The sequence below is a fragment of the uncultured Bacteroides sp. genome (assembly GCF_937912035.1).
Taxonomy (GTDB): Bacteria; Bacteroidota; Bacteroidia; order Bacteroidales; family Bacteroidaceae; genus Phocaeicola.
This window is the reverse complement of record NZ_CALDPF010000007.1, coordinates 102490-127309: the sequence shown is the minus strand read 5'-3', so window position 1 is coordinate 127309 and position 24820 is coordinate 102490. Positions and strand designations below refer to the sequence as shown.

22 protein-coding genes are annotated in these 24820 nt (G+C 38.4%); 5 read left to right on the top strand and 17 right to left on the bottom strand.

Annotated elements, in window-relative coordinates:
* Positions 1-22: 22 nt before the first annotated feature.
* The 10 genes from Q0486_RS01355 to Q0486_RS01310 all read right to left on the bottom strand — a co-directional run bounded on the left by Q0486_RS01355 (position 23) and on the right by Q0486_RS01310 (position 10911).
* Positions 23-574, bottom strand: coding sequence for a hypothetical protein (locus Q0486_RS01355; RefSeq protein WP_299229653.1), 552 nt, complete (start codon positions 572-574; stop codon positions 23-25).
* 32 nt (positions 575-606) lie between these two features.
* Complete coding sequence (gene prfA, locus Q0486_RS01350; protein WP_299229650.1) at positions 607-1716, bottom strand: peptide chain release factor 1; 1110 nt, start codon at positions 1714-1716, stop codon at positions 607-609.
* A 23-nt stretch (positions 1717-1739) separates the two neighbouring features.
* A complete protein-coding gene (locus Q0486_RS01345) occupies positions 1740-2042 on the bottom strand; it encodes a hypothetical protein (RefSeq protein WP_287676968.1) in 303 nt (100 codons plus the stop codon).
* A 15-nt stretch (positions 2043-2057) separates the two neighbouring features.
* The gene (locus Q0486_RS01340) at positions 2058-2327 is read right to left on the bottom strand and encodes a hypothetical protein (RefSeq protein WP_287676970.1); all 270 of its coding nucleotides are present in this window, start codon (positions 2325-2327) and stop codon (positions 2058-2060) included.
* A 19-nt stretch (positions 2328-2346) separates the two neighbouring features.
* Entirely contained in the window at positions 2347-2607 is a 261-nt protein-coding gene (locus Q0486_RS01335; RefSeq protein WP_287676971.1) for a hypothetical protein, read from the bottom strand.
* A 23-nt stretch (positions 2608-2630) separates the two neighbouring features.
* Complete coding sequence (locus tag Q0486_RS01330; protein WP_299229641.1) at positions 2631-3803, bottom strand: AIR synthase-related protein; 1173 nt, start codon at positions 3801-3803, stop codon at positions 2631-2633.
* An 856-nt stretch (positions 3804-4659) separates the two neighbouring features.
* Positions 4660-6531: a hypothetical protein gene (locus Q0486_RS01325; RefSeq protein ID WP_299229638.1), complete on the bottom strand. Its 1872-nt coding sequence runs from the start codon at positions 6529-6531 to the stop codon at positions 4660-4662.
* Between the two features lie 48 nt (positions 6532-6579).
* The gene (locus tag Q0486_RS01320) at positions 6580-7230 is read right to left on the bottom strand and encodes a response regulator transcription factor (RefSeq protein ID WP_299229635.1); all 651 of its coding nucleotides are present in this window, start codon (positions 7228-7230) and stop codon (positions 6580-6582) included.
* A 73-nt stretch (positions 7231-7303) separates the two neighbouring features.
* Positions 7304-9088: a tetratricopeptide repeat-containing sensor histidine kinase gene (locus Q0486_RS01315; RefSeq protein WP_299229632.1), complete on the bottom strand. Its 1785-nt coding sequence runs from the start codon at positions 9086-9088 to the stop codon at positions 7304-7306.
* Positions 9089-9246: 158 nt separating this feature from the next.
* Positions 9247-10911, bottom strand: coding sequence for a family 10 glycosylhydrolase (locus Q0486_RS01310; RefSeq protein ID WP_299229629.1), 1665 nt, complete (start codon positions 10909-10911; stop codon positions 9247-9249).
* Between the two features lie 144 nt (positions 10912-11055).
* Between Q0486_RS01310 and Q0486_RS01305 the strand changes: the two genes are divergently transcribed.
* From Q0486_RS01305 to Q0486_RS01285, 5 genes are read left to right on the top strand one after another with little or no spacing between them, the layout of a single operon-like run.
* Positions 11056-12486: a carbon starvation protein A gene (locus Q0486_RS01305; protein WP_299229626.1), complete on the top strand. Its 1431-nt coding sequence runs from the start codon at positions 11056-11058 to the stop codon at positions 12484-12486.
* Positions 12487-12498: 12 nt separating this feature from the next.
* Positions 12499-12819, top strand: a complete 321-nt coding sequence (locus Q0486_RS01300; RefSeq protein ID WP_154044602.1) for a heavy metal-binding domain-containing protein — start codon at positions 12499-12501, stop codon at positions 12817-12819.
* A 17-nt stretch (positions 12820-12836) separates the two neighbouring features.
* The gene (locus Q0486_RS01295) at positions 12837-14078 is read left to right on the top strand and encodes a DcaP family trimeric outer membrane transporter (RefSeq protein ID WP_299229617.1); all 1242 of its coding nucleotides are present in this window, start codon (positions 12837-12839) and stop codon (positions 14076-14078) included.
* Between the two features lie 37 nt (positions 14079-14115).
* Positions 14116-16071, top strand: coding sequence for a DUF3857 and transglutaminase domain-containing protein (locus Q0486_RS01290; protein ID WP_299229615.1), 1956 nt, complete (start codon positions 14116-14118; stop codon positions 16069-16071).
* Between the two features lie 14 nt (positions 16072-16085).
* Positions 16086-17699, top strand: a complete 1614-nt coding sequence (locus tag Q0486_RS01285; RefSeq protein WP_299229612.1) for a DUF3857 domain-containing protein — start codon at positions 16086-16088, stop codon at positions 17697-17699.
* A gap of 58 nt (positions 17700-17757) precedes the next feature.
* Here Q0486_RS01285 and Q0486_RS01280 read toward each other — a convergent pair whose 3' ends face one another.
* From Q0486_RS01280 to Q0486_RS01250, 7 genes are all read right to left on the bottom strand, one after another.
* Positions 17758-19014 (bottom strand): phosphoglycerate kinase, encoded by a 1257-nt coding sequence (locus Q0486_RS01280; RefSeq protein ID WP_299229609.1) that lies wholly within the window; start codon positions 19012-19014, stop codon positions 17758-17760.
* 141 nt (positions 19015-19155) lie between these two features.
* Positions 19156-20367, bottom strand: a complete 1212-nt coding sequence (locus tag Q0486_RS01275) for an acyloxyacyl hydrolase (protein ID WP_299229605.1) — start codon at positions 20365-20367, stop codon at positions 19156-19158.
* Positions 20367-21332 (bottom strand): hypothetical protein, encoded by a 966-nt coding sequence (locus Q0486_RS01270; protein ID WP_299229602.1) that lies wholly within the window; start codon positions 21330-21332, stop codon positions 20367-20369. Before Q0486_RS01270 ends, Q0486_RS01275 begins: the two co-directional genes overlap by 1 nt.
* 38 nt (positions 21333-21370) lie before the next feature.
* Positions 21371-22564, bottom strand: coding sequence for a hypothetical protein (locus Q0486_RS01265; RefSeq protein ID WP_299229599.1), 1194 nt, complete (start codon positions 22562-22564; stop codon positions 21371-21373).
* Positions 22565-22657: 93 nt separating this feature from the next.
* Positions 22658-23236 carry a Crp/Fnr family transcriptional regulator gene (locus tag Q0486_RS01260; RefSeq protein ID WP_299229597.1) on the bottom strand — a complete coding sequence of 193 codons (579 nt, stop codon included), beginning with the start codon at positions 23234-23236 and terminating at the stop codon, positions 22658-22660.
* 98 nt (positions 23237-23334) lie between these two features.
* Positions 23335-23895, bottom strand: a complete 561-nt coding sequence (locus tag Q0486_RS01255) for a hypothetical protein (protein WP_299229594.1) — start codon at positions 23893-23895, stop codon at positions 23335-23337.
* 3 nt (positions 23896-23898) lie between these two features.
* Complete coding sequence (locus Q0486_RS01250; protein WP_299229592.1) at positions 23899-24783, bottom strand: DUF4377 domain-containing protein; 885 nt, start codon at positions 24781-24783, stop codon at positions 23899-23901.
* Positions 24784-24820: the final 37 nt, after the last annotated feature.

Below are 24820 nucleotides of genomic sequence, written 5' to 3'. Positions count from 1 at the left end.
CTAAGTCTTTTATATGGTTTCATTAAAACTCTAATGCAACTTTAGCGATCAGTGAATGAAAGAATGTTGTTTCGGTAAACTGATTTGGAGTATTGAAATTCTGTTTTATCTTACTGCCTTGAACTAAGTAGCCTGTACCCAGCTTTAATGCTTTGTTTTTGCTTATTCCCCAGCGGAACCCGATTGTAGGACTGAAATAAATACCGTTTTTAGGTAAAATTTCATCTTCTGTAAGGGCAAAACAGTAACCTAATCTTATGTTTGCATAAGGAGATATTGTCTTTTGCATGAATGTTGCTTCAAAATCAGCAAACAATGGCAATGTTACATCTTGAGTAACTTGCCAAACCTGTATTCCGGTTCCTATTCCTGCCGAGAAATATCTGTTGAATTGATATCCGTTGGTTATGAGGAGTTCTCCGCGATTATGTCCTGCATCTCCGGCACCGGCTGCAAATCCTATTTCAAAACTTCCTTTATATCCTTCTGTTGCGCTAAGTTCACTTTTGTAATCCTGTCCGAAAGAATAAAGTGAAAAGCAAAAACAAGATATCAATAAGATAATTTTTCTCATATCAATTTTTTTGTAAATCGTTGGGCATGTTTCTATAGTTCGCTTTCCTTCAGTCTTTCAGCATTTTCAGCCACAATCAGATGGTCTATACAGTCCTGAATATCCCCGTCCATAAATGCGCCGAGGTTATAGATTGTATAGTTTATGCGGTGGTCTGTAATACGCCCCTGAGGATAGTTGTAAGTACGGATCTTAGCCGAACGGTCTCCGGTGCTGACCATAGTCTTACGCTTCGAAGCTATGTCGTCAATGTATTTCTGATGCTCCTTGTCGTATATAAATGTACGCAGGCGCGAGAGCGCACGTTCCTTGTTCTTTGGCTGGTCGCGTGTTTCGGTACATTCAATAAGGATCTCTTCCACAACTCCGGTGTTAGGATTCTTCCAGTTATAGCGCAGACGAACTCCGGATTCCACCTTGTTTACGTTCTGTCCTCCGGCACCGCCGCTTCGGAATGTATCCCATTTTATTTCGCCTTCATTGATTTCCACATCGAAAGGTTCGGCTTCGGGCAGTACAGCTACCGATGCGGCCGATGTGTGTACACGTCCCTGAGTCTCAGTGGCAGGTACTCGCTGCACTCGGTGTACTCCCGATTCGTATTTCAGAGTTCCGTAAACCTTTTCTCCCGTTACGGAGCATATTATTTCCTTGAAACCTCCTGCTGCACCTTCGTTAGCGCTTGATACCTCAAGTCGCCAGCCTTTGGTTTCGCAATATTTCGAATACATACGGAACAGGTCGCCGGCAAAGATAGCCGCCTCGTCGCCACCCGTACCGCCACGGATTTCAAGAATCGCATTACGGTCGTCCTGAGGGTCGGCAGGAACAAGCAGAAGTTTGATTTCCTCTTCCAGTTCCGGAATGCGTGCCTCGCAGGCAGCAGCCTCTTCGCGGGCCATTTCCTTCATTTCAGGGTCGCTTTCGTTCATCATCATTTTGGCCTCTTCCAGACCGTTGATGCACTGCAGGTATTCCTTGCGTGCATTCATGATGTCGCCCAGTTCCTTATATTCCTTTGTAAGTTTTACATATCTTTTCTGGTCTGATATCACGTTCGGGTCAGTAATCAGTGTAGATACTTCTTCAAAACGTGATACCAGTCCTTCAAGTTTTTCCAGTATGGTGTTATTTTCCGCCATTTAAATCTTTTTGTTTTGTTTTTTTACCACAATCTGCCGTCAACCAGTAATGTTATAGGTATACCAATCAGGACTAGTCCAATAATAAAAGTGATAAGACATCTTTTCCAATTTTTGAAAAAATAGTCAATCTGGTCTTTTCCGTCAAGCCAATATCCGAAGAATATACCGCCAGACTCTCCTCCTATCAGATATCCTGACGTTTTTATTATAGGTATGTCGTTTGTATCTCCAAAACCTATAATAAATGTAGCTGCTATGAATAATAATGCAGCCAGAACAGTTATTTTTATTGACTGCTTTTTGTTTTTCTTTTTATTGTCCATAAGCATTAAGTTTTATTACCATAGCCTTCCATGCATAATAAATGTAAGTACAATACATACCAATAACATTAACAATATATAACTGGTATGCTTTTTCCAAGTCCATTTCTTGCCGGATACGAACTCTGTGTACATACTACCTGCATAGGTCGGAAATCCAAATCCTAAATATTTTATTACAGGTAAATCAAATTCTATACCTATTAAAAGACATACAATACCAATAATCAATATGATTACAGGAACAAGGCATCCATTCTTTTTATCCTTTTTATTGCTGTCCATAAGCACCACTGTCTAAGTGTCACCACAATTTACCGTATAGTATAAAACATACAATAGCAGCAATCAGTAGCATAAGAAATGAAACGAGAATATGTTTCAGGGGACTCCATTTCTTCTCTTTACCAGTGTATTGGCTGTACATAGTACCGCCGTATGCTGGTATCAGGAATCCTAATACATAAAGTATATGGATATCATATGCTAATCCTATACAAAAACTTATTATGCCTGCAGCTAAGAAAGCTAAAGGTATAAGGCATCCTTTCTTTTCTTTTTCCATAGGCCTTGTGGTTAAATTAAATTTTAGTATCTGAATTCTCCGAATTCGCTCTTGATAATCAATTCCTTGGAACCGTTGCTTTCTTCTATGCGACCGATAATCTGTGCGTCGATGTTGAACGATTTGCTGATTTCGATAACCTGTTCAGCATGTTCAGGAGAAAGATATACTTCAAGACGGTGTCCCATGTTGAATACCTTGTACATTTCGTCCCAGTCAGTACCGCTCTGTTCCTTGATAGTGCGGAACAATGGAGGAACAGGGAAGAGGTTATCCTTAACCACGCGGCAGTTGTCGCCTACGAAGTGCAGAACTTTAGTCTGTGCACCACCCGAGCAGTGAACCATACCGTGGATTTCAGGACGGAGAGCATCAAGCAGTTTTTTTACTACAGGTGCGTATGTACGGGTAGGAGAGAGAACCAGCTTACCTGCGTCAAGTGGAGAACCTTCCACAGAGTCAGTCAGCTTCAGATTACCGCTGTAAACCAGGTCTCCAGGTACAGCCTTGTCGTAGCTTTCAGGATATTTCTCTGCAAGATATTTTGAGAATACGTCGTGACGCGCGCTTGTCAGACCGTTGCTGCCCATACCGCCGTTGTATTCCTTTTCGTAAGTAGCCTGTCCGTAAGATGCAAGACCTACGATAACGTCTCCCGGACGGATGTTTGCATTGTCAATCACGTCTGAACGCTTCATACGGCAAGTCACTGTACTGTCCACGATGATAGTACGAACCAAGTCGCCAACGTCGGCAGTCTCGCCACCTGTAGCGTAAACGCCTACACCCATTTCGCGGAGTTCGGCAAGCAGTTCGTCTGTACCGTTGATGATAGCCGAGATAACTTCACCCGGAACGAGCAGTTTGTTACGTCCGATAGTTGAAGAAACAAGTATGTTGTCAACAGCTCCTACGCAGAGCAAGTCGTCGATGTTCATGATAAGAGCATCCTGTGCGATACCTTTCCATACAGACAAGTCGCCTGTTTCTTTCCAATACAGATATGCCAGTGATGATTTTGTTCCCGCACCGTCTGCGTGCATGATGTTGCAGTATTCAGGGTCTCCGCCAAGAATATCAGGAATTATTTTACAGAAAGCCTTAGGGAAAATACCTTTGTCAATGTTTTTGATAGCGTTATGTACATCTTCCTTAGATGCCGATACGCCGCGCTGCATGTATCTTTGATTACTCATGAGTGATGATATATTATAAATTATAATTTTCAAAATCGATTTGATTTGCAAAAATACTCAAAATCTGATATATATCAAAGTTGGCAGGCGGTAAATTAGTGGTTTGGTGTGTGAGTTTTTGTGAGTTATGTGTGGTAAAATATGTGGCGACTGTTCAAGTTGTTGCTTTTATTGTTCTTTCAAAAGGAAAGCAAATTAGATGTGTAGCTTGCGTAATGCAAGGGTAAGTGCTTATTTAATAACTTGATATTATTTGATGTTTATTCAGAAAAGTGTGAATTGTTAATAATGACTCTTTGTTATAGTTGACAATAAAGTTTGTATATTTTCATTTGTTGTTAAATTAGTTAATTAAAATGCCAGCACGTTTCATATAAAACGTCAGGTTATTATCTACAAAATCCTTTGTCTCTTTAGGAAAAACTTTTTTTCTTTCTGTTTTAATTGATGAATTGTCAATATTTTTTGTAAAAAAACACTTGTTTTTGTTCTGAATGCAAGTTTTTAATTGCTGTTTTATGTCTAGTAAAATGATAGGTATATTAAATCTTATGTGATTAAATATTTGAATTATTGTTGCTATTGTATCTTTATGTGACTATTGTGTGTTTTTTTATGGATAAAAGATTTTATGCTTTTTATTGAGAGTTTGATATTTCATTTTTGCATGAGGGCTTATGTTGATTTTTTTATTCTTGGAAAATGAAAATATCATTATGTCAAATTGATAAAATAAAATTGTAAATATCGAATTAAAGTAAAAAATCAAGTGTTACCTTCAAATATAGTGTCGGTAACACTTAATTTTAATGTTAGTGATTTTAAGATATGATTGCTAAATTAGAACCTTCAAATATTAATCTATAAATGCACGCATTATAACATTCTTGACAAACGCAATCCAACATGCAATTACATATACGAACATAGCAATAAAGACAATTATTCCGAATAGCGAGCTAAGGAATGTTCCGCTAGTACCGATACCTATTAAAACTGCTATCACTATAACTGGTAAGAGTGTATCTTTTCTTAAGAATAGTTTACCTCCATAGTTGACTATTGAATAAGGAACAACAAAAATCAAATTATAAATAGTGTATATAATACCATTTATAATGGTTCCTATGAGGAATATTGAATTAATACCTGCCATCGCTCCCTGATTTAGGAAAGAAAGAAACATAAATCTACCTTCCCTCCGAGGAAGTTCCTCGCCAGGTTTTGTAAACGCAAATCTTAATCTCTCAAAACCATATTTTATATCTTCATTCTCATCTTCAGGGTCTGCACGAAATGTGCATGCAGGACCGAGAGAGCATGCGATGTATAAAAACATCAAAAACAAAATGGGCCCTATGTTATCCCATGCAACTCCGAAAGCATGACTTACGTTCACTGTAAGAGCCGGAAGAAAGAATAGAAGGAATGGGATAAGCAAAATGGCAATATTTCCGACAAATGTGATTTTCATCGCCTTGTTGTAAACATAGGTAATTTCGCTGATTAAAAAGCGCACTCTTTCGTCTTTATCAAGAAGATTATGTGCAATAAGCAATTTACGACGAATTGACAGGGCCCTGAAAAACGGAATTCTTTCGGGTGCAACCTCTGTAGCTTCTATAAGTGCTATAAGGTCTGGATCGTCGGGTTTACTTATGGTAGACTTAGTCTCAAATCTGCGCATCATCAGATGAAGTGCCTTATATCCTAAATTTAGAGCTTGAATGTCAGAGGCATTTTCAATAGGTGACGATATGTCCGGTATGGGAGCATTTACATCGTCCAATTTGACTTCTGGCAGTTGCTTTGGTCTGAATATACAGAATATCAGTGATAATATTGGGCATATAAGCAGAACGAAAAGCATAAATAAACTGTCTTCAATATTTTCCATTAATGTCAATTCCGGATTACGGTATTCTATTGACTTTACTCCCTGTAACGTACACGTCTCTTCATCCGTGAGAATCCTGTTGTAGATTAGGATATCATCTATAACACCTTCCGGATATCTGTAGTCGTTCTTGTCGTTGAATGAATATTTAAATAGACCTATTCCAGTACATTCTTTATTGCCATAAGGAGGAAAAAAATTGTTCAACAATACTTTTACACCATTGTTGGCTAAGGATATAGTACTGTCTTTTCGATTTACGGTAAAGACCATTGTGTTCCATTTTCCTAGTTCAGGACGTTTCAGGTAACCGTCTATTCCTTTAATCTTTATTGTTTCTGTACCATCTTCAGTTGTTTTTTCAGTTTTGTAATCTTCAGTGTATATATACGGATGATTGTTCTTGTTCAGGCAGAAAGCATAATGTTCGTCGAAATACCATGATATGTCGTTCTTGCTGAAATTTCCAGCTATGAGATAATCAAAAGAAAAATCGGAATCGTATTCCTTATCCTGCCTGAAACGTATGACTACACTTATTTCGGGATACTTTTCCATGGAGTAATTTCCACGTAATAACATAGGGAATGTTTTTATTCCTGATTCGTTTCCGTCATCATCCTTTACATATTCTGGCTTTCTGTCACTGTAAGGTTCAGGTAACATTGGGACCAGGTTTCTTCCTGTTATTTTGTCTTTAAGATTACCGTTGAATTCGAAATGATGCATCAATCCGTTTTCAGGATAATCCACTTTGTCTGGTTTGGCATTGATAACTGGAGTATAACATAACAAAAAACAGATAGACAGAAATATTCCATACTTTTTCATAACTATGATTTTTTTTATTTGACGATATGATTTACGACTTTGGAAAAATCATTTTAAGGGGATGCTTAGGAAACCTTTTGAGAGTGCCTTTACTACTAAATCGGTGGCATTGCGTGCTCCAAATTTTAGCATCAGATTTTTACGGTGCCATTCCACTGTGTTTTCGGAAATAAACAAACTCTCGGAGATTTCGTGTGTGCTCATTCCTTTGGCAATTGCTTTTAGGATATCCAGTTCGCGTGAAGTAGGAATAGAGGATTGTTCGTCTATTATACAGTAGTTTCTTTCTTTTTCTTTATATATTTTCCTGAATCCCGGACAGTAATATGTTCCGCCTTCCAATACAGTTCTCACTGCTTCAACTATATGTTCTCCGGCAGATGATTTGAATACAACGGCATCTATTTCAGATGTCTTTAGTTTGTTTACAATCCATATCTCCTCGTGCATGGTGCTTACTATGATTTTGGCATTGGGAAATTTGTTCTTAATGATGTGTATCAGATCAAATCCGTCCATGTCAGGGAGTGTTATATCTACTATAAATACACTGAACTGATATTTCTTAGTCAAGCTGAGAAGTTGTGACGCATTTTGGGCAATATGTACCCTCGAACCTTCTAATGATGTGCTTAAAAGGCTTTTCAATCCTTCCAGTATTAATGAATGGTCATCAACTATTACTATATCAGTTCCCATGTGTAGTTGTATTTTATTTTTTAACAAAAGTAGGTCTTGTCTGTTGAATATACCCCACGGTAACCCGTAGTTTTCATCTGAAAATTGGAATCTTCACATATACACATGTTCCTTTGTCTGTCGATTCTATGTTATACTCGGCATTTATTGTCTCGGCTCTTTCTTTTAAAATACGTTTTCCTCCTCCTTTTTTTGAATCTTTCATTCCTTTTCCGTCGTCACAGACTGTTATTACCAGATCAGGCAATATCCATTCCATTTTTACTTCTATGTTTTTCGCATCGGCATGTTTCAGAGAGTTTGATACAGCTTCCTGTATGATACGGTATATGTTTAGAGAGATGTTTTCCGGTAGTACAGTCCAGTCGCACTCTTCAGGTAATGTCTTAAATGAGATTTTGCAACCCATGACACTCAGGCTTTCAATATAATTGTATATCACCTGCGCTATACTTGCTTCTTTAAACTCTGGTGGAAGTAGTTCGTGTGATACTCTGCGGATATTATCGCGTGCTTCTGTCAATGATGAAAGCCATTCATCAGGGATTTTATTTTTATCAGACCGTATGTTTACTTCCAAGGCGTATAGGTCATTGCATATGCCATCGTGTAATTCTCCGGCAAGACGCATACGTTCTTTTTCCAGTTTGTCAATATACTCTTTCGTAAGTTTCAGTTCTGTTTTACGCTGTATTTGTTGGAACTGCCTTTCACGGGCTTCGTTTTCGCTTTTCATTTTTTCAGCCTGAAGTCTTTTGCTTTTTTGAAGGTATATTGTAATGAATACGGCTATGATAATTACAAACAACAGGGTTATACATAAAAGCAATATGCGCACTCTGTCTTTTTCTTGTTGCTCGTTAAGTTCCTTTATTTCAAGTTCTTTCTTTGTTGCTTCATATTTGGCCGACAATTCCTCTATTTGTTTTCCTTTGTTGTCATTAAACAGTGAATCGCTTAAAGTCTTTGCTTTGTTCAGTATCTCATAAGCACTCTTGTAATCATGGTTTGTGCTGTAAATCTGATGAAGGTTGTTGTATATGTCATATTGTAGAAAAGGATAATTTGATATTTCTTTAAGCGACAAAATATTTTCGGCTGTTTTTATGGCATCAGTGTATGCCTTCTTTTCATTCTGAATGTAGAAAAGCACCTGATAATAATTTACGAGGCTCATAAAAGAATTTATTTCCTTTGATAACTCTGAAGCTCTTCTCATATAGTGCGAATATTCGTTTTCTTTTGCGCCTGTTCTGAATAAAGTCAGCATGTAGTATGTAATGGAATTAAGTTCCGCTTCAGGTTGTTTTGTCTCTTTCGCCAATTTTATTGATATTAAAAGGTATTTTTTTGCGAGATCATGGCGTTTTTGCGTTATGAATATGGATGAGGCCACAGAGTATATTTGTGAACGGAATATTTTGTCGTGACACTTGTCGGCTATAACTGCTGCTTTTTGTGCGTATTCCAATGCTCTTTCGGGGTTTTTCATGTCCAAATAAAGCGTTGAAAGATTATTGTAGAGCGTTGCGATGCTTTGTAAACTTTCTTCTGTTTCTGTCTGTAATGATATTATATGTTTTAATGCTTTGTCATATGCCTCGGCGGCTTTTTCCAGATTTCCAGTAGAACGCAGATAAACACCTCTTGAAGAATATGCGTCAATAATGTTTATTATATTTCCTTCATTTTCTGCCAATTCTATAATTTCGTTGTTAACCAGAAGTGCCGAGTCTGTTTTACCTGCTTGATACAGAGAATCTGCAATAAGTGATTTCTTTTCTATTACACTTTGGGAATATGCTGTACAAAATATTAAGTTGTAAAATAAAAATAGGAATGCGATGGATGTTTTCATGGTAATACTGTTTAAAAGGTTAATTAATAGGGCTGTCTATGCAAATTTAGTTTTTTTCTTTATAAGAACTTAATTTATTGGATATTAATACAAATGAAACTTCAATTATTGTAAAAAATAACTGAAGTTTCATTTACTGCATTGTGTAAGTGTAAGATTTACAGATTCGGTTCTGTCAAAAATAATGTGATGTTCTTTTTATTGTCAGATTTTATTATTTGTATCTTGTATATTCCTTTTTTCAGTTTTCTTATCAGTTCTGTGGGTTTGCATTGTGTCCTGAAAAGTTCCATACCTGTAATATCATTTACTATTATCAGGCTTCCGTCTGCTATTTCTGGCAGTTTGTTTATGCATAACAGTGTGTCTGTATTATTGGGAATGTTCAGTTCCAGTGGCTTGCTTTCATTGCCATATCTGTCAACACTTGTAACAACCCAGAATAGTTTGTTTTTTTCTTTTGACGTAAATACGAAATTATTGTCGATTAATCTTGTGTTTATAATATTTTTAGCGTTGTCTGTATCAACAGGATATGTTGCAGATCCATAAATGCGGTATGTGATGTGTTCTTTACATGAGTCAGGCTTTTCCCATTTCATCATCACACTGTCATTCCTGAATGATATTGCTCCATTTACAGGCTGTGCGGGAGCAATGCTGTCCTGCCATACCATTGGAGGTACGGCTGCCGGATAGGCATAGAACCGGCATTTCAGGCTATCTGTCAGACCACATGTGTTTTTCATCAGAAATTCGTTTCTGAAGAAAGCCTGTCCGTCAAGTCCGTTGCGCCTTGTGAAATATATTTGTCTCATTATCTCATTTATGTCCCATTCGTGGGCCTTTTGTTTCAGAAAATATATTCCCAGTCCGGGAACCACGAATCGTCCGTGTTTGTTTTCTTCCCAATCAAGCGCAAAAGGATAGAACTGGTTGTTGCGGAAATACATCATCGGGAATACGGCATCATGTATCCCTGTCTCCAACCATAGTTTTGCATCCTGATATACGGCATTGAATGCGTTCCAGCCTTTCGAACTGTAGCGGCGTGTGTCGTTATATTTACCAACCGGCGAGCTGCTTACTTTTACCCATGGCTTTATGCGCTTGACGTCATTATATATTTCTCTCACTATTGATGTGATGTTGTCCCTACGCCATTGCGAGATAGTTTTCCCTTTCCCATATTTGCGGAAAGTCTTTCCGTCAGGAAAGTTTTCACCGTTTTCAGGGTATCTTATATAGTCCAGGTGGATTCCGTCGATGTCGTAATTCATTGTTATTTCCTTTGCTATTGCTGCCAGATATTTTGCTGTTTCTGGATTGCCCGGATCAAGGTACCATGCATTCTTGAAATGAATACACATTGCCGGCTTTTTCTTTACGACTGATTGGTTGCCAAGTAGTTTAACCTGCCTGTCATTTCCAACAGGGATGCATACCATCCAGGCATGAATTTCCATTCCTCGCTTATGACATTCTTCTATGGCAAATTTCAGCGGGTCATATCCCGGATTGCGGCCGGTCTTGCCTGCCAGTGATTCTGCAAATGTTTCACAGATTGAAGGATATATCACGTCACCTCTTAGTCGTGTTTGAAACAAAACAGTGTTGAAGTTTGCATCTTTCAGCATATCCAGCTGCTTGCACAGTTCCTCTTTCTGACGCTTTATTCCATATGCTGATGTCGCTTTTACTGTAGGCCAGTCCAGTCCTCCTATGGTTGTAATCCATGCAGCCCTTATTTCATATTTGGATGAGGCTTTTATGTTGGCTGAGAATATAGCCAGCATGGATAGTATAATTATGATTCTTTGCATTTTACTGATATTTTGGCTGCAAAGATACTAAGACTTTGCCGAAAAATCTTTATAATGAGAGTAATCTGTGGTTTTATGTTTTATTTCTGATTAAATAACATTACTTTTGTAACTGAAAATAAAGAAAATCAAACAAAAAATATTATGATAACATTTAGTTTAGCTTTAGTATTACTTATTGTAGGCTATCTGGTTTACGGAAAATACGTTGACAGACTTTTCCAGCCGGATGCATCGCGCAAGACTCCTGCCGTGACTATGGCGGATGGGGTGGATTTTATTCCTCTTCCTACGTGGAAAATTTTCATGATTCAGTTTCTTAACATTGCCGGTCTTGGTCCTATATTCGGAGCCATAATGGGTGCGCAGTTCGGTACGGCATCTTATCTTTGGATTGTTTTCGGTACTATTTTTGCCGGAGCAGTGCACGATTTCTTTTCTGGAGCGCTTTCCATACGTAATTCCGGAGAGAGCCTTCCTGAAATTATCGGAAGATATTTGGGACTGACCACTAAAAAAGTGGCATGTATATTTACCGTACTGCTCATGATTCTGGTCGGTGCGGTGTTCGTGTCGGGTCCGGCAGAACTGCTGGCGGGTATGACTCCGGATTATATGGATATGTATTTCTGGATGATTGTGATATTCGTATATTATATCCTTGCCACAATGCTTCCTATCGACAAAATCATAGGACGTATATATCCGTTGTTTGCGTTTGCTTTGTTGTTTATGGCGGTTGGAATTCTTGTGATGCTTTATGTAAAATCTCCTGAACTTCCTGAAATGTGGGACGGTTTCGGTACAAAATATGAGAAGAACCCTATCTTCCCTATGATGTTTATATCTATCGCCTGTGGAGCAATCAGCGGTTTCCATGCCACACAGTCACCCCTGATGGCAAGATGTATGGTCAACGAGAAGCATTGCCGCCCTATTTTCTATGGCGCAATGGTGACAGAAGGTATAGTAGCTTTGATATGGGCTGCGGCTGCTACATATTTCTTCCACGAAAACGGGATTGTGGACAAGGCCACAGGCATAGCTTATTCGGGTGCGAAGGTGGCTACAGATATTTCCAACCAGTGGCTGGGCACTTTCGGTGGAATACTTGCCATATTGGGTATCGTTGCGGCTCCTATCACTAGCGGTGACACTGCACTCCGTTCGGCACGTCTTATCGTTGCCGACTTCCTCGGTATCGAACAGCGAAGCATCGCAAAACGTCTGCTGATATGTATTCCTATATTCCTTCTCACAGTGGGACTTCTGGTATTCAGTTTCAGTAATGCCGAAGGTTTCAAGATTATATGGCGATACTTTGCTTGGTGTAACCAGACACTTTCGGTATTTACACTTTGGGCAATAACTGTATATCTTGTGAAGAATAAGAAGAACTATTGGGTGACTCTCATTCCAGCCTTGTTTATGACATGCGTATGCTCCACATATATATTGATAGCTCCGGAAGGTTTCAGCCTTTCGCCTGTTATATCTTACTGGGGAGGAACGGCATGTGTCATAGTGGCTGCAATATGGTTTGTGGCATGGTATAGAAAATCTGTTAAACACTAAAATATAGATAATATGTTAATGACAACAACCAATAATGTGGAAGGCAAGCGTATTCTGCATTATTATGGAATAGTTTCAGGAGAGACTATAATCGGTGCGAATATGTTCAGAGACTTGTTTGCAAGTATTCGTGATATTGTGGGCGGACGTGCAGGCTCTTACGAAGAGGTCTTGCGTCAGGCTAAGGATAGCGCTATGAAAGAAATGTGTGATGAGGCCATGCGTCTGGGAGCTAATGCTGTCATAGGAATTGATCTTGATTTTGAGACTGTCGGTGGAAACGGAAGTATGCTTATGGTTACAGCTTCGGGTACCGCAGTTTATTTAGAATAATAATACATAGGAAAGAGATGAAGAAAAGTTTGATTTTGGTGGCCTTTATGGCATTACCTGGTTTGATGATGTCCCAAAAAAAGGGTTTCGACTACAAGTTTTACGGTCAGGTACGTACCGACTTGTTCTATAATTCAAGAGCCAATTCGGAAACTGTTGACGGATTGTTTTATATGTATCCGAAAGACATATCTCCTGATGCCGACGGCAAGGACCTTAACAGTTTTGCCAACGGTGGATTCTATACCCTGTATTCACGTCTTGGAATTGACGTGAAAGGTCCTGAACTGATGGGGAAAATCAAGACTTCTGCAAAGCTGGAAGTGGATTTCCGCGGCTCGGGAACTTCATTTTCAATGTTCCGTATGCGACATGTATATTTCAATCTGGACTGGGGCAAGTCTGCATTGCTTGTAGGTCAGACATGGCATCCTCTGTATGGCGATGTGGCTCCCGACATACTGAACCTGAATATGGGTGCACCGTTCCAGCCTTTCAGCCGTGCTCCACAATTGAGGTATAGGTTTACTACTCAAGGTATGGTGCTTACAGCCTCGGCTATATGGCAGTCGCAGTATCTTTCTGTAGGTCCGGCAAATAATACTCCGGGAACTACATCAACTGTGAAAAGCCAGAATTTTATAAAGAACAGTTGTGTTCCTGAATTCTATTTCGGCGCGGACTACAGGACACTGGGAATGATTCTTGGTGCCGGAGTGCATGTGTCTTCTATGACTCCACGTACACAGTCGGAAACCGGAGGTAAAGTTTATAAGGTGAACGAACGTATAACAGGAATTTCCGGTGAAGCCCATGTGAAATATGTGAAGGATAAATTCTCTCTCGCGGCAAAAACGTTGCTGAGCTCCAATCTTACAATGACAAGTACAGTAGGAGGATATGGAGTGACATCTGTTGACAGTCGTACAGGAGAGCAGGAATATGCTCCTTTGCGAGTTTCTCATTCGTGGATAAACATGGTATATGGAAGCAAGTTGCGTTTCGGCGTTTTTGCCGGCTATCTTAAAAATCTTGGTGCAAAGGAAGACGTAGCCGGTCTGATAGGTACTGGTACAAACCTTGATCAGCTGTCAAGTGCGTCAGCCGAGCTTACATATAATATTCCTAACTGGAAATTCGGTGCAGAATATTCGTGGACGGGAGCATGGTATGGAGACAATGATTCTAAGGGAAAGGTAGTTGATACACATCTTGTAAAGAACAATCGTATAGTGTTTACCGCGATGTTCCAGTTCTGATAATATCTCGATTTTTAAACCTGTTAATAATGATATTATGAAGATAAAAGTTTTTCTTTTGTTTGCATCTTTGTTCATATCTTCTGCTGGTTCTCAGGCAAATCCGTTTGCCGATTACAAGGAAATTCTGAAGTCGGACAAATATTCAGACTATGCTTCAGTCACGTTGCTTGACAGCACAAATGTGTCAGTACAGCCAACCGGACAGGGTGCTTTCTCAATAGTAAAGGCCATAAAGGTGCAGACTCTGAAGGGAGTAATGACAAACCGTGTCCTGAAATATGATTATGATCCGCTGACTGCCGCTGCAAAATTCAAGATTGTCAGGATATATCATGAAGACGGAACATGTACCGAAGTTGATGTAAACAAAACCTGCGACTATGCGGCACCTGCAAGAATGATATACTGGGGTGCACGACAGATTATGCTCCAGCTGGATAATCTGAAACCGGGAGATGTAATCTATTATGAAATAGATAAGAAAGGTTTCACATACGCACTTCTTGGAGCTGGGGAAGATGATGACTCTCGTTTCATTCCTCCTATGCGCGGACAGTTTTATGATATTGTTCCTTTCTGGGTTTCCGAGCCGACTCTCAGAAAGGTATATAGTGTAGGTATGCCTATGGAAAAAGAGCTGCAGTTCCAGTTTTATCAGGGAGAGTGTTCGTCATCAATGCGTTATGACGATGGCAGGAAGGTATATACATTCGCGATGGACGATGTAATGCCTTTCGAAAAGGAACCTAATATGGTTGACCTTTTCGATGCTGCTCCGAAGCTGATGATGTCAACTACACCGGACTGGATGGAGAAGTCACGTTGGTTCAATAAGGTAAATGAGGATTACGGCAGTTTTGATGCCATACCTGAAGCACAGAAGAAAGTTGATGAGCTGATAAAAGGCAAGAAATCCGAAATGGAGAAAATAGCAGTTCTTACCCATTGGGTAGCCGATAACATCCGTTATGCCGGAATAACAATGGGAAAGGGTGAAGGTTTCACTCTCCATAATCTGAAAATGAATTACACAGACCGTTGTGGCGTGTGTAAGGATATAGCTGGAACATTGGTCGCTTTTCTCCGTATGGCCGGCTTCGAGGCTTATCCTGCAATGACCATGGCTGGAAGCAGAGTGGAAAGCATACCTGCCGACCACTTTAATCATTGTGTGGCTGTGGTGAAACTAGACAACGGTACTCTTATGCCTCTTGATCCTACATGGGTTCCTTTCTGTCGTGAATTGTGGAGCAGTGCCGAACAGCAGCAGAACTATCTGCCGGGCATACCTGAAGGTTCGGATCTTTGTGTCACTCCAGTTTCTGCTCCGGAAAACCACTATGTACGCATCAAAGCTGAAAACCGTCTGAAGTCCGACGGTACTTTAGTGGGAAAATTCACAATTTCTGCCGAAGGACAGAGCGACAGCAATATACGCCGTATATTTACAACAGGATTCCAGAGTGAATGGCGAAATACGATGGAAAAGCAGTTGCTTAGTGTATCTCCTAAAGCTGTGATGAAAAGTGTTGATTACGGACGTTCTCCTAAGGATTATCAGAAGGCACCTATAAGCATAACGTTTACCTACGAGATACCTGAATATGCTATGACTGGCGACGGTGAACTGATTTTCAAACCATTCGTGATGAATAACCTCTATACACAGGTATTTACTTTCCTGCGTGTAAATATAGACTTGAAGGACCGTAAGTATGGATTCAAGGATTCATGTTCGCGCCTTGTCGAGGTGGAAGAAAAGCTTTCTTTGCCTTCCGGATATAAGATGCTTGGCGACGAAAAGCATGTTAATATTGACGGTCAGGCCGCTGATTTTGCTGGAATTTTGAAGCAAGATGGTGGTAAGATTCTTTTGGATACCAGACTGTCTTTATACAAGAGAGTCTATTCGGCAGAAGACTGGGATGATTTCCGTAATTCAGTGAATGCCTATAAATCGTTTGGTGAGTATATCGTAGTTAGAAAGTAATAAAGTAGGAGATTATGAAAACCATAAAACAATATTTATGTCTGGTATGCTTGCTTCTGATAGTAGCTCCGGCTTATTCCGCTTCGGAGGCAAGTTTCAGAAAACTATATAAGACATATACTCTGAATCAGGACGGAAGTATGGAGGAAAGGGTATATAAGGAACTGAAGATTTTCACTCATGCTGCAATGAACAGCAAATATGGAGAAACGTTCATTGTATATAATCCAGAATTTCAGGAGCTGAAGATTAATGAATCTTATACAATACAGAAGGATGGCAGCAAGGTGATTACTCCTGCCAATGCTTTTGTAGAAGTACTGCCTTCTTTTGCGGCTGATGCTCCAGCTTACAATCATCTGAAGGAGATGGTAGTGGTTCATACAGGGCTTGAACTCGGAGCGACCATTGTGCTTGATTATTCTATCAAGACCAAAGCTGCGATGTGTGGCGAACTGGATGTGTTTACCATGATTAAGGAGCTCTCTCCTATAGAAGATTTTAGGCTGACTGTAAATGTGCCTGAATCTAAAAAACTTAATTATGAATTACTGAATTCTTCTGCAAAACCTGATGTGAGAGTTGACAACGGTATAAGGACTGTGTCATATAATATGAAGAATATAGCCCCACGCCCTTATTCGTATCCGGTTTACAGTGCTTCAATCGGTATAGTCCAGCAAGTGGCAAGTGGAATGATGCCTGCTTTTACAGCTTCTACGTATGGTAGCAATACTGTGGCTATTGATGTTTTGAAGAAGCAGTTCACTGTGGGTGATACGAGTGTTATTGAAAATAAGATTGCCGAATTAAAGAAAGAGTCCGGTGATGACAAGAATAAACTTCGTATGGCTATAAACAAGTTCATGACATATTTATATAGTGTGAAAGGACAATGCGGAGTGTCGTTAAGTCAGGCTGGTTATAGGGTACGTCCGGCTTCGGAGGTTTTGCTTTCAATGTACGGAACACGTGCTGAATTGGCAAATCTTGATAATGTGCTGCATAAGGTAGCCGGTCTTGATGCTGAGATAAAGGTTGCTTTTGTTGAGGCAAAAGATATGAACAGTGTAGGACTGAGCGGTGTAGTAGCCGTTCTTTCAGACAGCGAGATGAACACATACGCAAACGGTTGGTATGCAGATGTTCAGGATTACATGTCGGTGACAGATTTAAATGGAGTAAAGTCGTCATTGAGAACAGACAAACCTGAAAAGCCTACAAAAAATATCAAGACTATTGAACTGAATGAGACTAATTCAAGAACATTGCCAGGGGGATATGTTGCTGTAACAATTCCTGATACTCATATTGCCGCAACTCTTTATCCGTATTCGGCTAATACGTCAATATCTGAGAATATGTTGCTTCCACATAAATTGAATTTCATAATGCAATATAACGTTAAGCTTCCTGAAGGCAAGACGTGGATTGAAAAACGAAATGTGAAAGTTTCGAATGAAGTGGGAGAGGTGAGTATTGAATATGAACTTTCAGGTGATGAAGTAAAAGTTACTTATACTTATAAGGTTGACGAACAGCTGATAACAAAGAAAAACTACAGACAGTTCTATTCACTTATGAGTGAATGCAAGGATATGAATAATTACACATTGATATTCAGATAAAAAGAAAGGAGACCCAAAAGGTCTCCTTTTCTTGTTATGGTATGAAATAATTCTCAAATTATTTATCACCACGGATAGCTGCGATACCCGGAAGGATTTTACCTTCGATAGCTTCAAGCAAAGCACCACCACCAGTAGATATGTATGATACCTGGTCAGCCATACCGAACTTGTTGATACAAGCTACTGAGTCACCACCACCAATGAGTGAGAATGCACCTTCTTTAGTAGCTTCAGCTATTGCTTCAGCTATTGCTTTAGAACCAGCAGCGAAGTTATCCATTTCGAATACACCTGCAGGACCATTCCAAAGGATAGTTTTAGCACCTTTGATAGCAGCTTTGAATTCTTCGCGAGTCTTAGGACCTGCATCAAGACCCATCCAACCGTCAGGAATATTGCTATCGTCGCAAACTTGAGTATTAGCATCGTTAGCGAAAGCGTCAGCAGCGATACAGTCGCAACCCAATACAAGATTAACACCTTTAGCTTTAGCTTTTTCGATGATGTCAAGAGCCAACTGAAGTTTGTCGTCTTCTACCAATGAGTTACCGATCTTACCACCTTTAGCTTTAGCGAAAGTAAATGCCATACCACCGCAAAGGATCAGGTTATCAACTTTATCCATCAAGTTTTCGATGATACCTATCTTAGTAGAAACTTTTGAACCACCCATGATAGCAGTGAAAGGACGTTTGATATCTTTCAATACGTTGTCAACAGCCTGAACTTCTTTTTCCATCAGGTAACCCAACATCTTGTGGTCTGCATCGAAGTAGTCAGCGATAACAGCTGTAGATGCGTGTTTACGGTGAGCTGTACCGAATGCGTCCATTACGTAGCAGTCAGCGTATGAAGCAAGAGTTTTAGCGAATTCTTTCTGAGAAGCTTTCATTGCTTTCTTAGCATCTTCGTAAGCAGGATCTTCTTTTTCGATACCTACTGGCTTGCCTTCTTCTTCAGGATAGAAACGGAGGTTTTCAAGCAAAAGAACTTCACCTGGTTTAAGAGCTGCAGCAGCTTCAGAAGCTTTTGCACAGTCTGGAGCGAATTTTACTTCAACACCAAGAGCTGCAGAAACAGCGTCAACAATCTGGCTTAAAGAATATTTAGCGTTTACTTTGCCTTTTGGTTTACCCATGTGTGACATGATGATCAAAGCACCACCGTCAGCAAGGATTTTTTTCAATGTAGGAAGAGCACCGCGGATACGAGTGTCGTCTGTGATTTTACCTTCTTCATTCAAAGGCACGTTGAAGTCAACGCGAACGATTGCCTTTTTACCAGCAAAGTTGAATTTGTCAATTGTCATCATAATCTTAATATTTTAATTAAAGAGTTTTTTCTTTATTTCTTAGACGTTCGCAAAGTTAAGAAAAAAATATTACAGATGATGAAATGTGATAATTATTTTCGTGATGATGATGATTTCAGATTGTTCTATTTCAAATTTTTGTCAGTATCTGTTCTTGTGAGCATTAAATCTGTAACCTATACCTAGCATTAAGTTGTTTGGATTCTTGAATTTATATAATTGATATCCTACATGCAGAAATATTTTGTTTGTAATATGAGTTTTCAGCACAAAGGTCTGATAAAAAGAGTTTGTATCATCTCCACTGCACACGAAGTTCTTTCCGATACCAAGGTTTATAGAGAATATCGGCATAACGATTTCAGCTCTGGCTGATAATCCTAGTGAGAACTGTTCAATGAATGGAGGTCTGAAGAATTTCACATCATCGGTAGGTGTATCGGTATTTGCAATATGGTCAGTTATGTTTGCACTTTCGTCATATTGTGCATCAAGGGAAAGGCCGGCACGGAAATATTTACTGAAGTTGTACATCGGATTGAAGTTCAGTCCTGCTACAGCAAAATTTCCATGGATGACCGCTCCTGTACCATCTTGCCAGGATACACCTTTTTTCTTGGTGGCACCATATACTATAAGGTCATAGCTTATGTATGGTTTGAATCCATACTTAGGTGTTATCGCCGGTCTGTAGTTTCTCAATCCTGATTTAGTTTCATCCTGTGGACACCACATCACTCCTATACGGCCGTCAAGCGTGTTTACACCGAAGTTGGGGTAACTTGTATTACCGTTGGAATAGTGGGAAAGACCTATTCCTGCCCTTAATGAGATTTCATTTGTCATTTGCCAGTTGAAGAGGAAGCCCAGATTTATATATGCGTTGGTCTTTGAGCCGACAATAGTGTTGAATGGATTTTTTTCGGCATCGTATTTTTTCCAGCTGAATGACGCACCGAAATTCCATTCATAGTCGAATGAAAGATTTCTGGTGATAGATGCTATTCTGGAAGTCTGGAATACATATATGGCGATTGGATTTCCTACTTCTTTTGTGTTATTGAAAGAGTTGTAACCTATACCTATACCTTGAATGGTGTTAGGATACATTTTCCCCATATAGCTGTTTGGACTGAATTTGAACCCATATTTTATATGTCCGGAAAGATTGGTACGTATGGGGGATTGCGCCAAATTCTCTCCTCTGAAGAAACCTTTTGTAGGGAAAGTATATGCCGGTTTGAAGTCAAGACCTATCACATGTATTATTTTTCTCGGAATGCTGTCTTGTCTTTCTGCATTTATATTTACTGCTATCAGGCATAGTAGTACTGCTGTAATAAATTTTTTCATTATTTCAGGTCTAATTTAGGGAAAATCATGAGGTAATCGAATGGGTCTTCACTGTAGAGTCTTCCTTTAAAAATATATTCTTCTCCTGTGTCTGGATTTGAAGCATATACTCTGTAGTTTACATGGAATTCTTCAATATTGTTATATACCTCTATATTTTTTGTTTCTCCTGGTTGAACTGTTGTTGAAACCATAAAGTCCTTGTCTAGCCTGCCTGTCCAGAAACTTTGTTCCTTCAGTCCGAATGTTGCTTTAGTGTTCCGAACAACCGGTTTTTCATCTACAATATCAGGTATAGGTATTTCTGCAAGATTTTCACCAAGAATCTTATCCATATTCTTGAAAATTTCATAGTCATCTGGGGCAAACTTAATTTTTCTGAGTGAGTTTTTGAATGGATATAAGTGTAATGTAATAGGTCCTTCAGAATTAGAATTGTTTACCGTCATCCCGTCAACTTGTTCTACAACGTAGTTACTGTAATAGAAATCATTTTCGAAATCGTATTCCACTTTGTCAATAACGAATTTATTTGTAGGATTCAGCAGTACATTAATAGTCCTTCTTGTATATTGGTTTCCTACTACCATGCTGAAACTGATAGGATAATTCTCCAGATTTTTATCGCATGTTATAATTATTTCCTTACTGTTTCTCTTTTCTATATGGAATTTATAATATGTACTCCGGTATGAGATGATAGCCGTCTCTCCATTTTCGAGAGGAAGACGATTGTTTGTTTTATTTCCGTCAAGGTCGTATATATCATAGTTCAAAGATGTCATGCTATAGACATTTAATACGTTCCAATTATCGGAATCAAAATTCAGCTTATATGGTTTGCCGTTTACTACATGACATGTATCAGGGTACTCAGAAATGAAATTGTCAATAAAAACACCTGAATTACAGCATGTAAACAGTGTTGTTATGAATATGGATAAGATTATATTTCTTGTTCTCATGATTGTCTGTGTGTTACTTTGTGCAAGGAATATAGAAATTATTCTTCTTTGTAAGTAACCTTGAATGGTAAAATCTGGAAAACTCTTCTGTTGGATGTAGTCAGTTCGAGTTTATAAGAAATCGAGCTACCGTTCCCTTTTTCTATTAGTGAAAGTAAAGTTTCTTTGGGAAGAAGTTCTTTCAGATAAAGTCTGCCTTTCTCTAAATGTATAAATCTCGCTTTTTTATCAGTATCGAAAACTAGTACGTACGAAGGGTTGAATTGACTTAAAATACTTCCTGCATATCCCTCACGAACAGTAGTTTCTATACTTGAGTTTTCATAACTTAATGTTCTGTTTTCTGTTGGTTCTTTAAACTCAAATGTCTTGTTGAATACAACTTCATTATAGCTCAAATCATATATGTTTGTTCCTATAGGCTTCATCTTTTCACTAGTAGAGAAAATACTGAATTCAAAATGACTGAACCTGTCTGATACGGATATGTAAGCTCCATTTGTGAGCAATTTTATTTTGAAGTGGTTGCCGTTGGATATTATTTCGCACGATCCCTCGTTTATTGCATTTACGGAATATGGACCGTTGTGATAAAGAATGTCAAATTCAAATTCGTCACCGGATATGATATTGACTTCGTCGTTTACAGATGTAGTAATATCTTTAATATTCGATAGATCTGTAGGATAAGCATTCTGCACTTCCGCAAGTTCTTCTTTTGTCATACGTTTGAAAGTTGAGTAACCGTATATATCTACCCCCTCATCACGAAAACCAAGGTATTCGATAACTTTCATAACATCTCCTTTTAAAGAAACGATACGCATTATCGAATGCCCATCTTTATTGACTCTGTTTCCATGTTCATATTCATAAGAATATGTGAAATATCCATTAGCTGGAATAGCATCTACATAAACATATTCTTTGATTGATGAAGATGATTCAAAATAATATTGGCTTGCTCCTCCTCCAATCATGTCCTCATAATAATTTTTTTTTGAACATTTGCCGTCTCTGCCTATTTCATGTGTAATGATATGTTTCCAACCATAGCCTACAACAGACGATTTAAACTCTTCCATTGATATATTGGCTACATCTGGTAGATAACATTCTCCGTTATCATCAAAAGAAAATGTAGGATAAAAAAAATCTTCCTTGTCGCATGCGGTAAAGGAAACTGCACATAATAGTGCGATGATGAATGAGTAAAATTTCATGACTTTCATAATTATAGGTTTATGTTAATACAAAAATAATATAATGTTCCAAATAAAACTTTTGTTTAGTTTCATATATCGTATTTTCTAAACATTTGTTTATTATTTCATCTCAAGAATTTGCTTCCGTCTTATTCTGCTTAAATGGATAGGGGTTATTCTCAAATAAGACGCTATTTCTTTTAGTGGTATCAGTTGGATAATATCAGGATATCTCTCCAAAAGTTGTATATATCTTTCTTCAGGAGTGTAACGGTATAAGTCTATGTATCTAAGATATACCTGATTGAACAGTTGCTCGGCTGCTATACGTGCCAGACGTTGCCCGTTTACGGTATCATCATATTCATTGTTTATAATGTCAGAATGACAAAAGAATATTTTACAATCAGTTATTGCCTGAATGCTGATTTCTGTCTTCATGGCGTAAAGACAAAAAGGATAGTCTGCTACAAATTCGTCAGGAAATGAGAAGCCTATATTGTAATCTTTTCCCTCTGCCGCATTTCTGCAAGTGTATTTTACTACACCAGATTCCAGTAACCCACAATACGGAAATACTTCTCCTTCTTTCTGTATATATTCGTTCTTTTTATATTGGCGCATTTCTCCTTTTTCAATACACAGGTTTCTGTAAAAGCCGGTATCGATACCTGTCATGTATGTGTTGAATTTAGACATTGTTTGAAACATGTTTAGATTATAACCTGATATAAAGGTAGTTATTAATTTTTATACAATGCCTTTTTTATAAATAATTTTGATATAATATTTATTGTTTACTTACCGTTATGGAATTCTTTTCTTGTCAAGTTCAGCCAGTCCTTCGCTTCAATATAATCCAGACTGACTGTAATGGAATCTTTCTGCCTTTGGTCTAATGTGTAATATAGCGAGTCTTTTTCCCAATCTTTGAACAAAGCTTCTATGGAATCTGACTTTTCTTTTACTAGTTGTTTATATAAGAGAGGCAAATCCTTGTCATTAACGGATGAAATCAAAAATGTACCACTTTCTATTCTGTCGTTTACTTGAGGGGCAGTGATTATGGAATCATTTAAAACAAAAGCGATTTGTTTTCCTACTGATTTTTCTGTTTCGTCAGACCATTTTTCTGTTTTGTGTTTGCTTATCTGTCCTAAAATAACATATGTACCATTAATGTCAGAATCCAGTTTTAAGCTGTTAAATTCTTTTACAGTTACTATTGGCTCTAATGAAAGACTGTCGTTTTCATAATGATACCATCCGTTTTCACGGTGTATTGTTTGTGTATGGTGTGTACAACTGGCAACTATAGTTGTTATGATTAGGAAGAATAGTTTTATTGTTTTCATCATTAGTTATTTTAGGTTATGATTTATCGCTACAGCCCTGACTCCGGCTTCAGGATATTTTTCCTGATAATAATGTGTAAAATCTTTGTAGAAAGATGGAACGGATGTAGGACCGGCAGATTTGTTCTTTGAAGGATTGCAGATGAATACATCATATTTTATTGCATTATCTTCGTTCTCAGGATCATTGCCTATAATGAAAGTCCATTCCATAGTCCCGACAATTGTTCCTTTAGGTTTGAGGTTGTTATATGATTCCGGAAAATTAATGCCTTCCTTGTTTACTTTCTTTATATAACCAAGCATATCTATTTCCTTCTTTTCGTTTACAAGAAGCCATCTTGTCCAGTTGTTGTCCATATAGCAATTCAAACCACCGAATGTAATTATTGGGTTTGAGTTTAAATCTTCTTCTATGATATCTTTATTTTCCGCATCAATATAATATCTGAAATCAGTGCCAATACTGCTACAGTATTCTGTGTAGAACCAGTCAGGGATAAAATTGTCTGGAACCTCATCAGATGTTTTTTCTTCTTTTGAAATCAGTTTCAGCAGCTCATATTCAGTCCATGCCGGATCTCCCATGCTACGATCCAGATAGCTGGTCTCGCTTATGCGCATGGTATATTCATATCCTGGTTCGTATTCAAATCCTTGAATATTTCCAAGCTGTTCCCATTTTGCGGAATGTTCCTTCATTACCGCATATACTTCAGATATATGATTGTCACCTGAGGCAAATAATAATCCCGGCACTTTCTTTGATGCTACTGTGATAGTGTATTCCTCATAACCTGTAATTTTTCTGCCTTCTTCTTTCTGGCAACTTATAAAGATTGATGTACAGATTACTAACACCAATATTTTCAATATTTCTGAAGCTTTCATTTCGATTTCATATTTTGGTTTACAAAAACAAATGTAG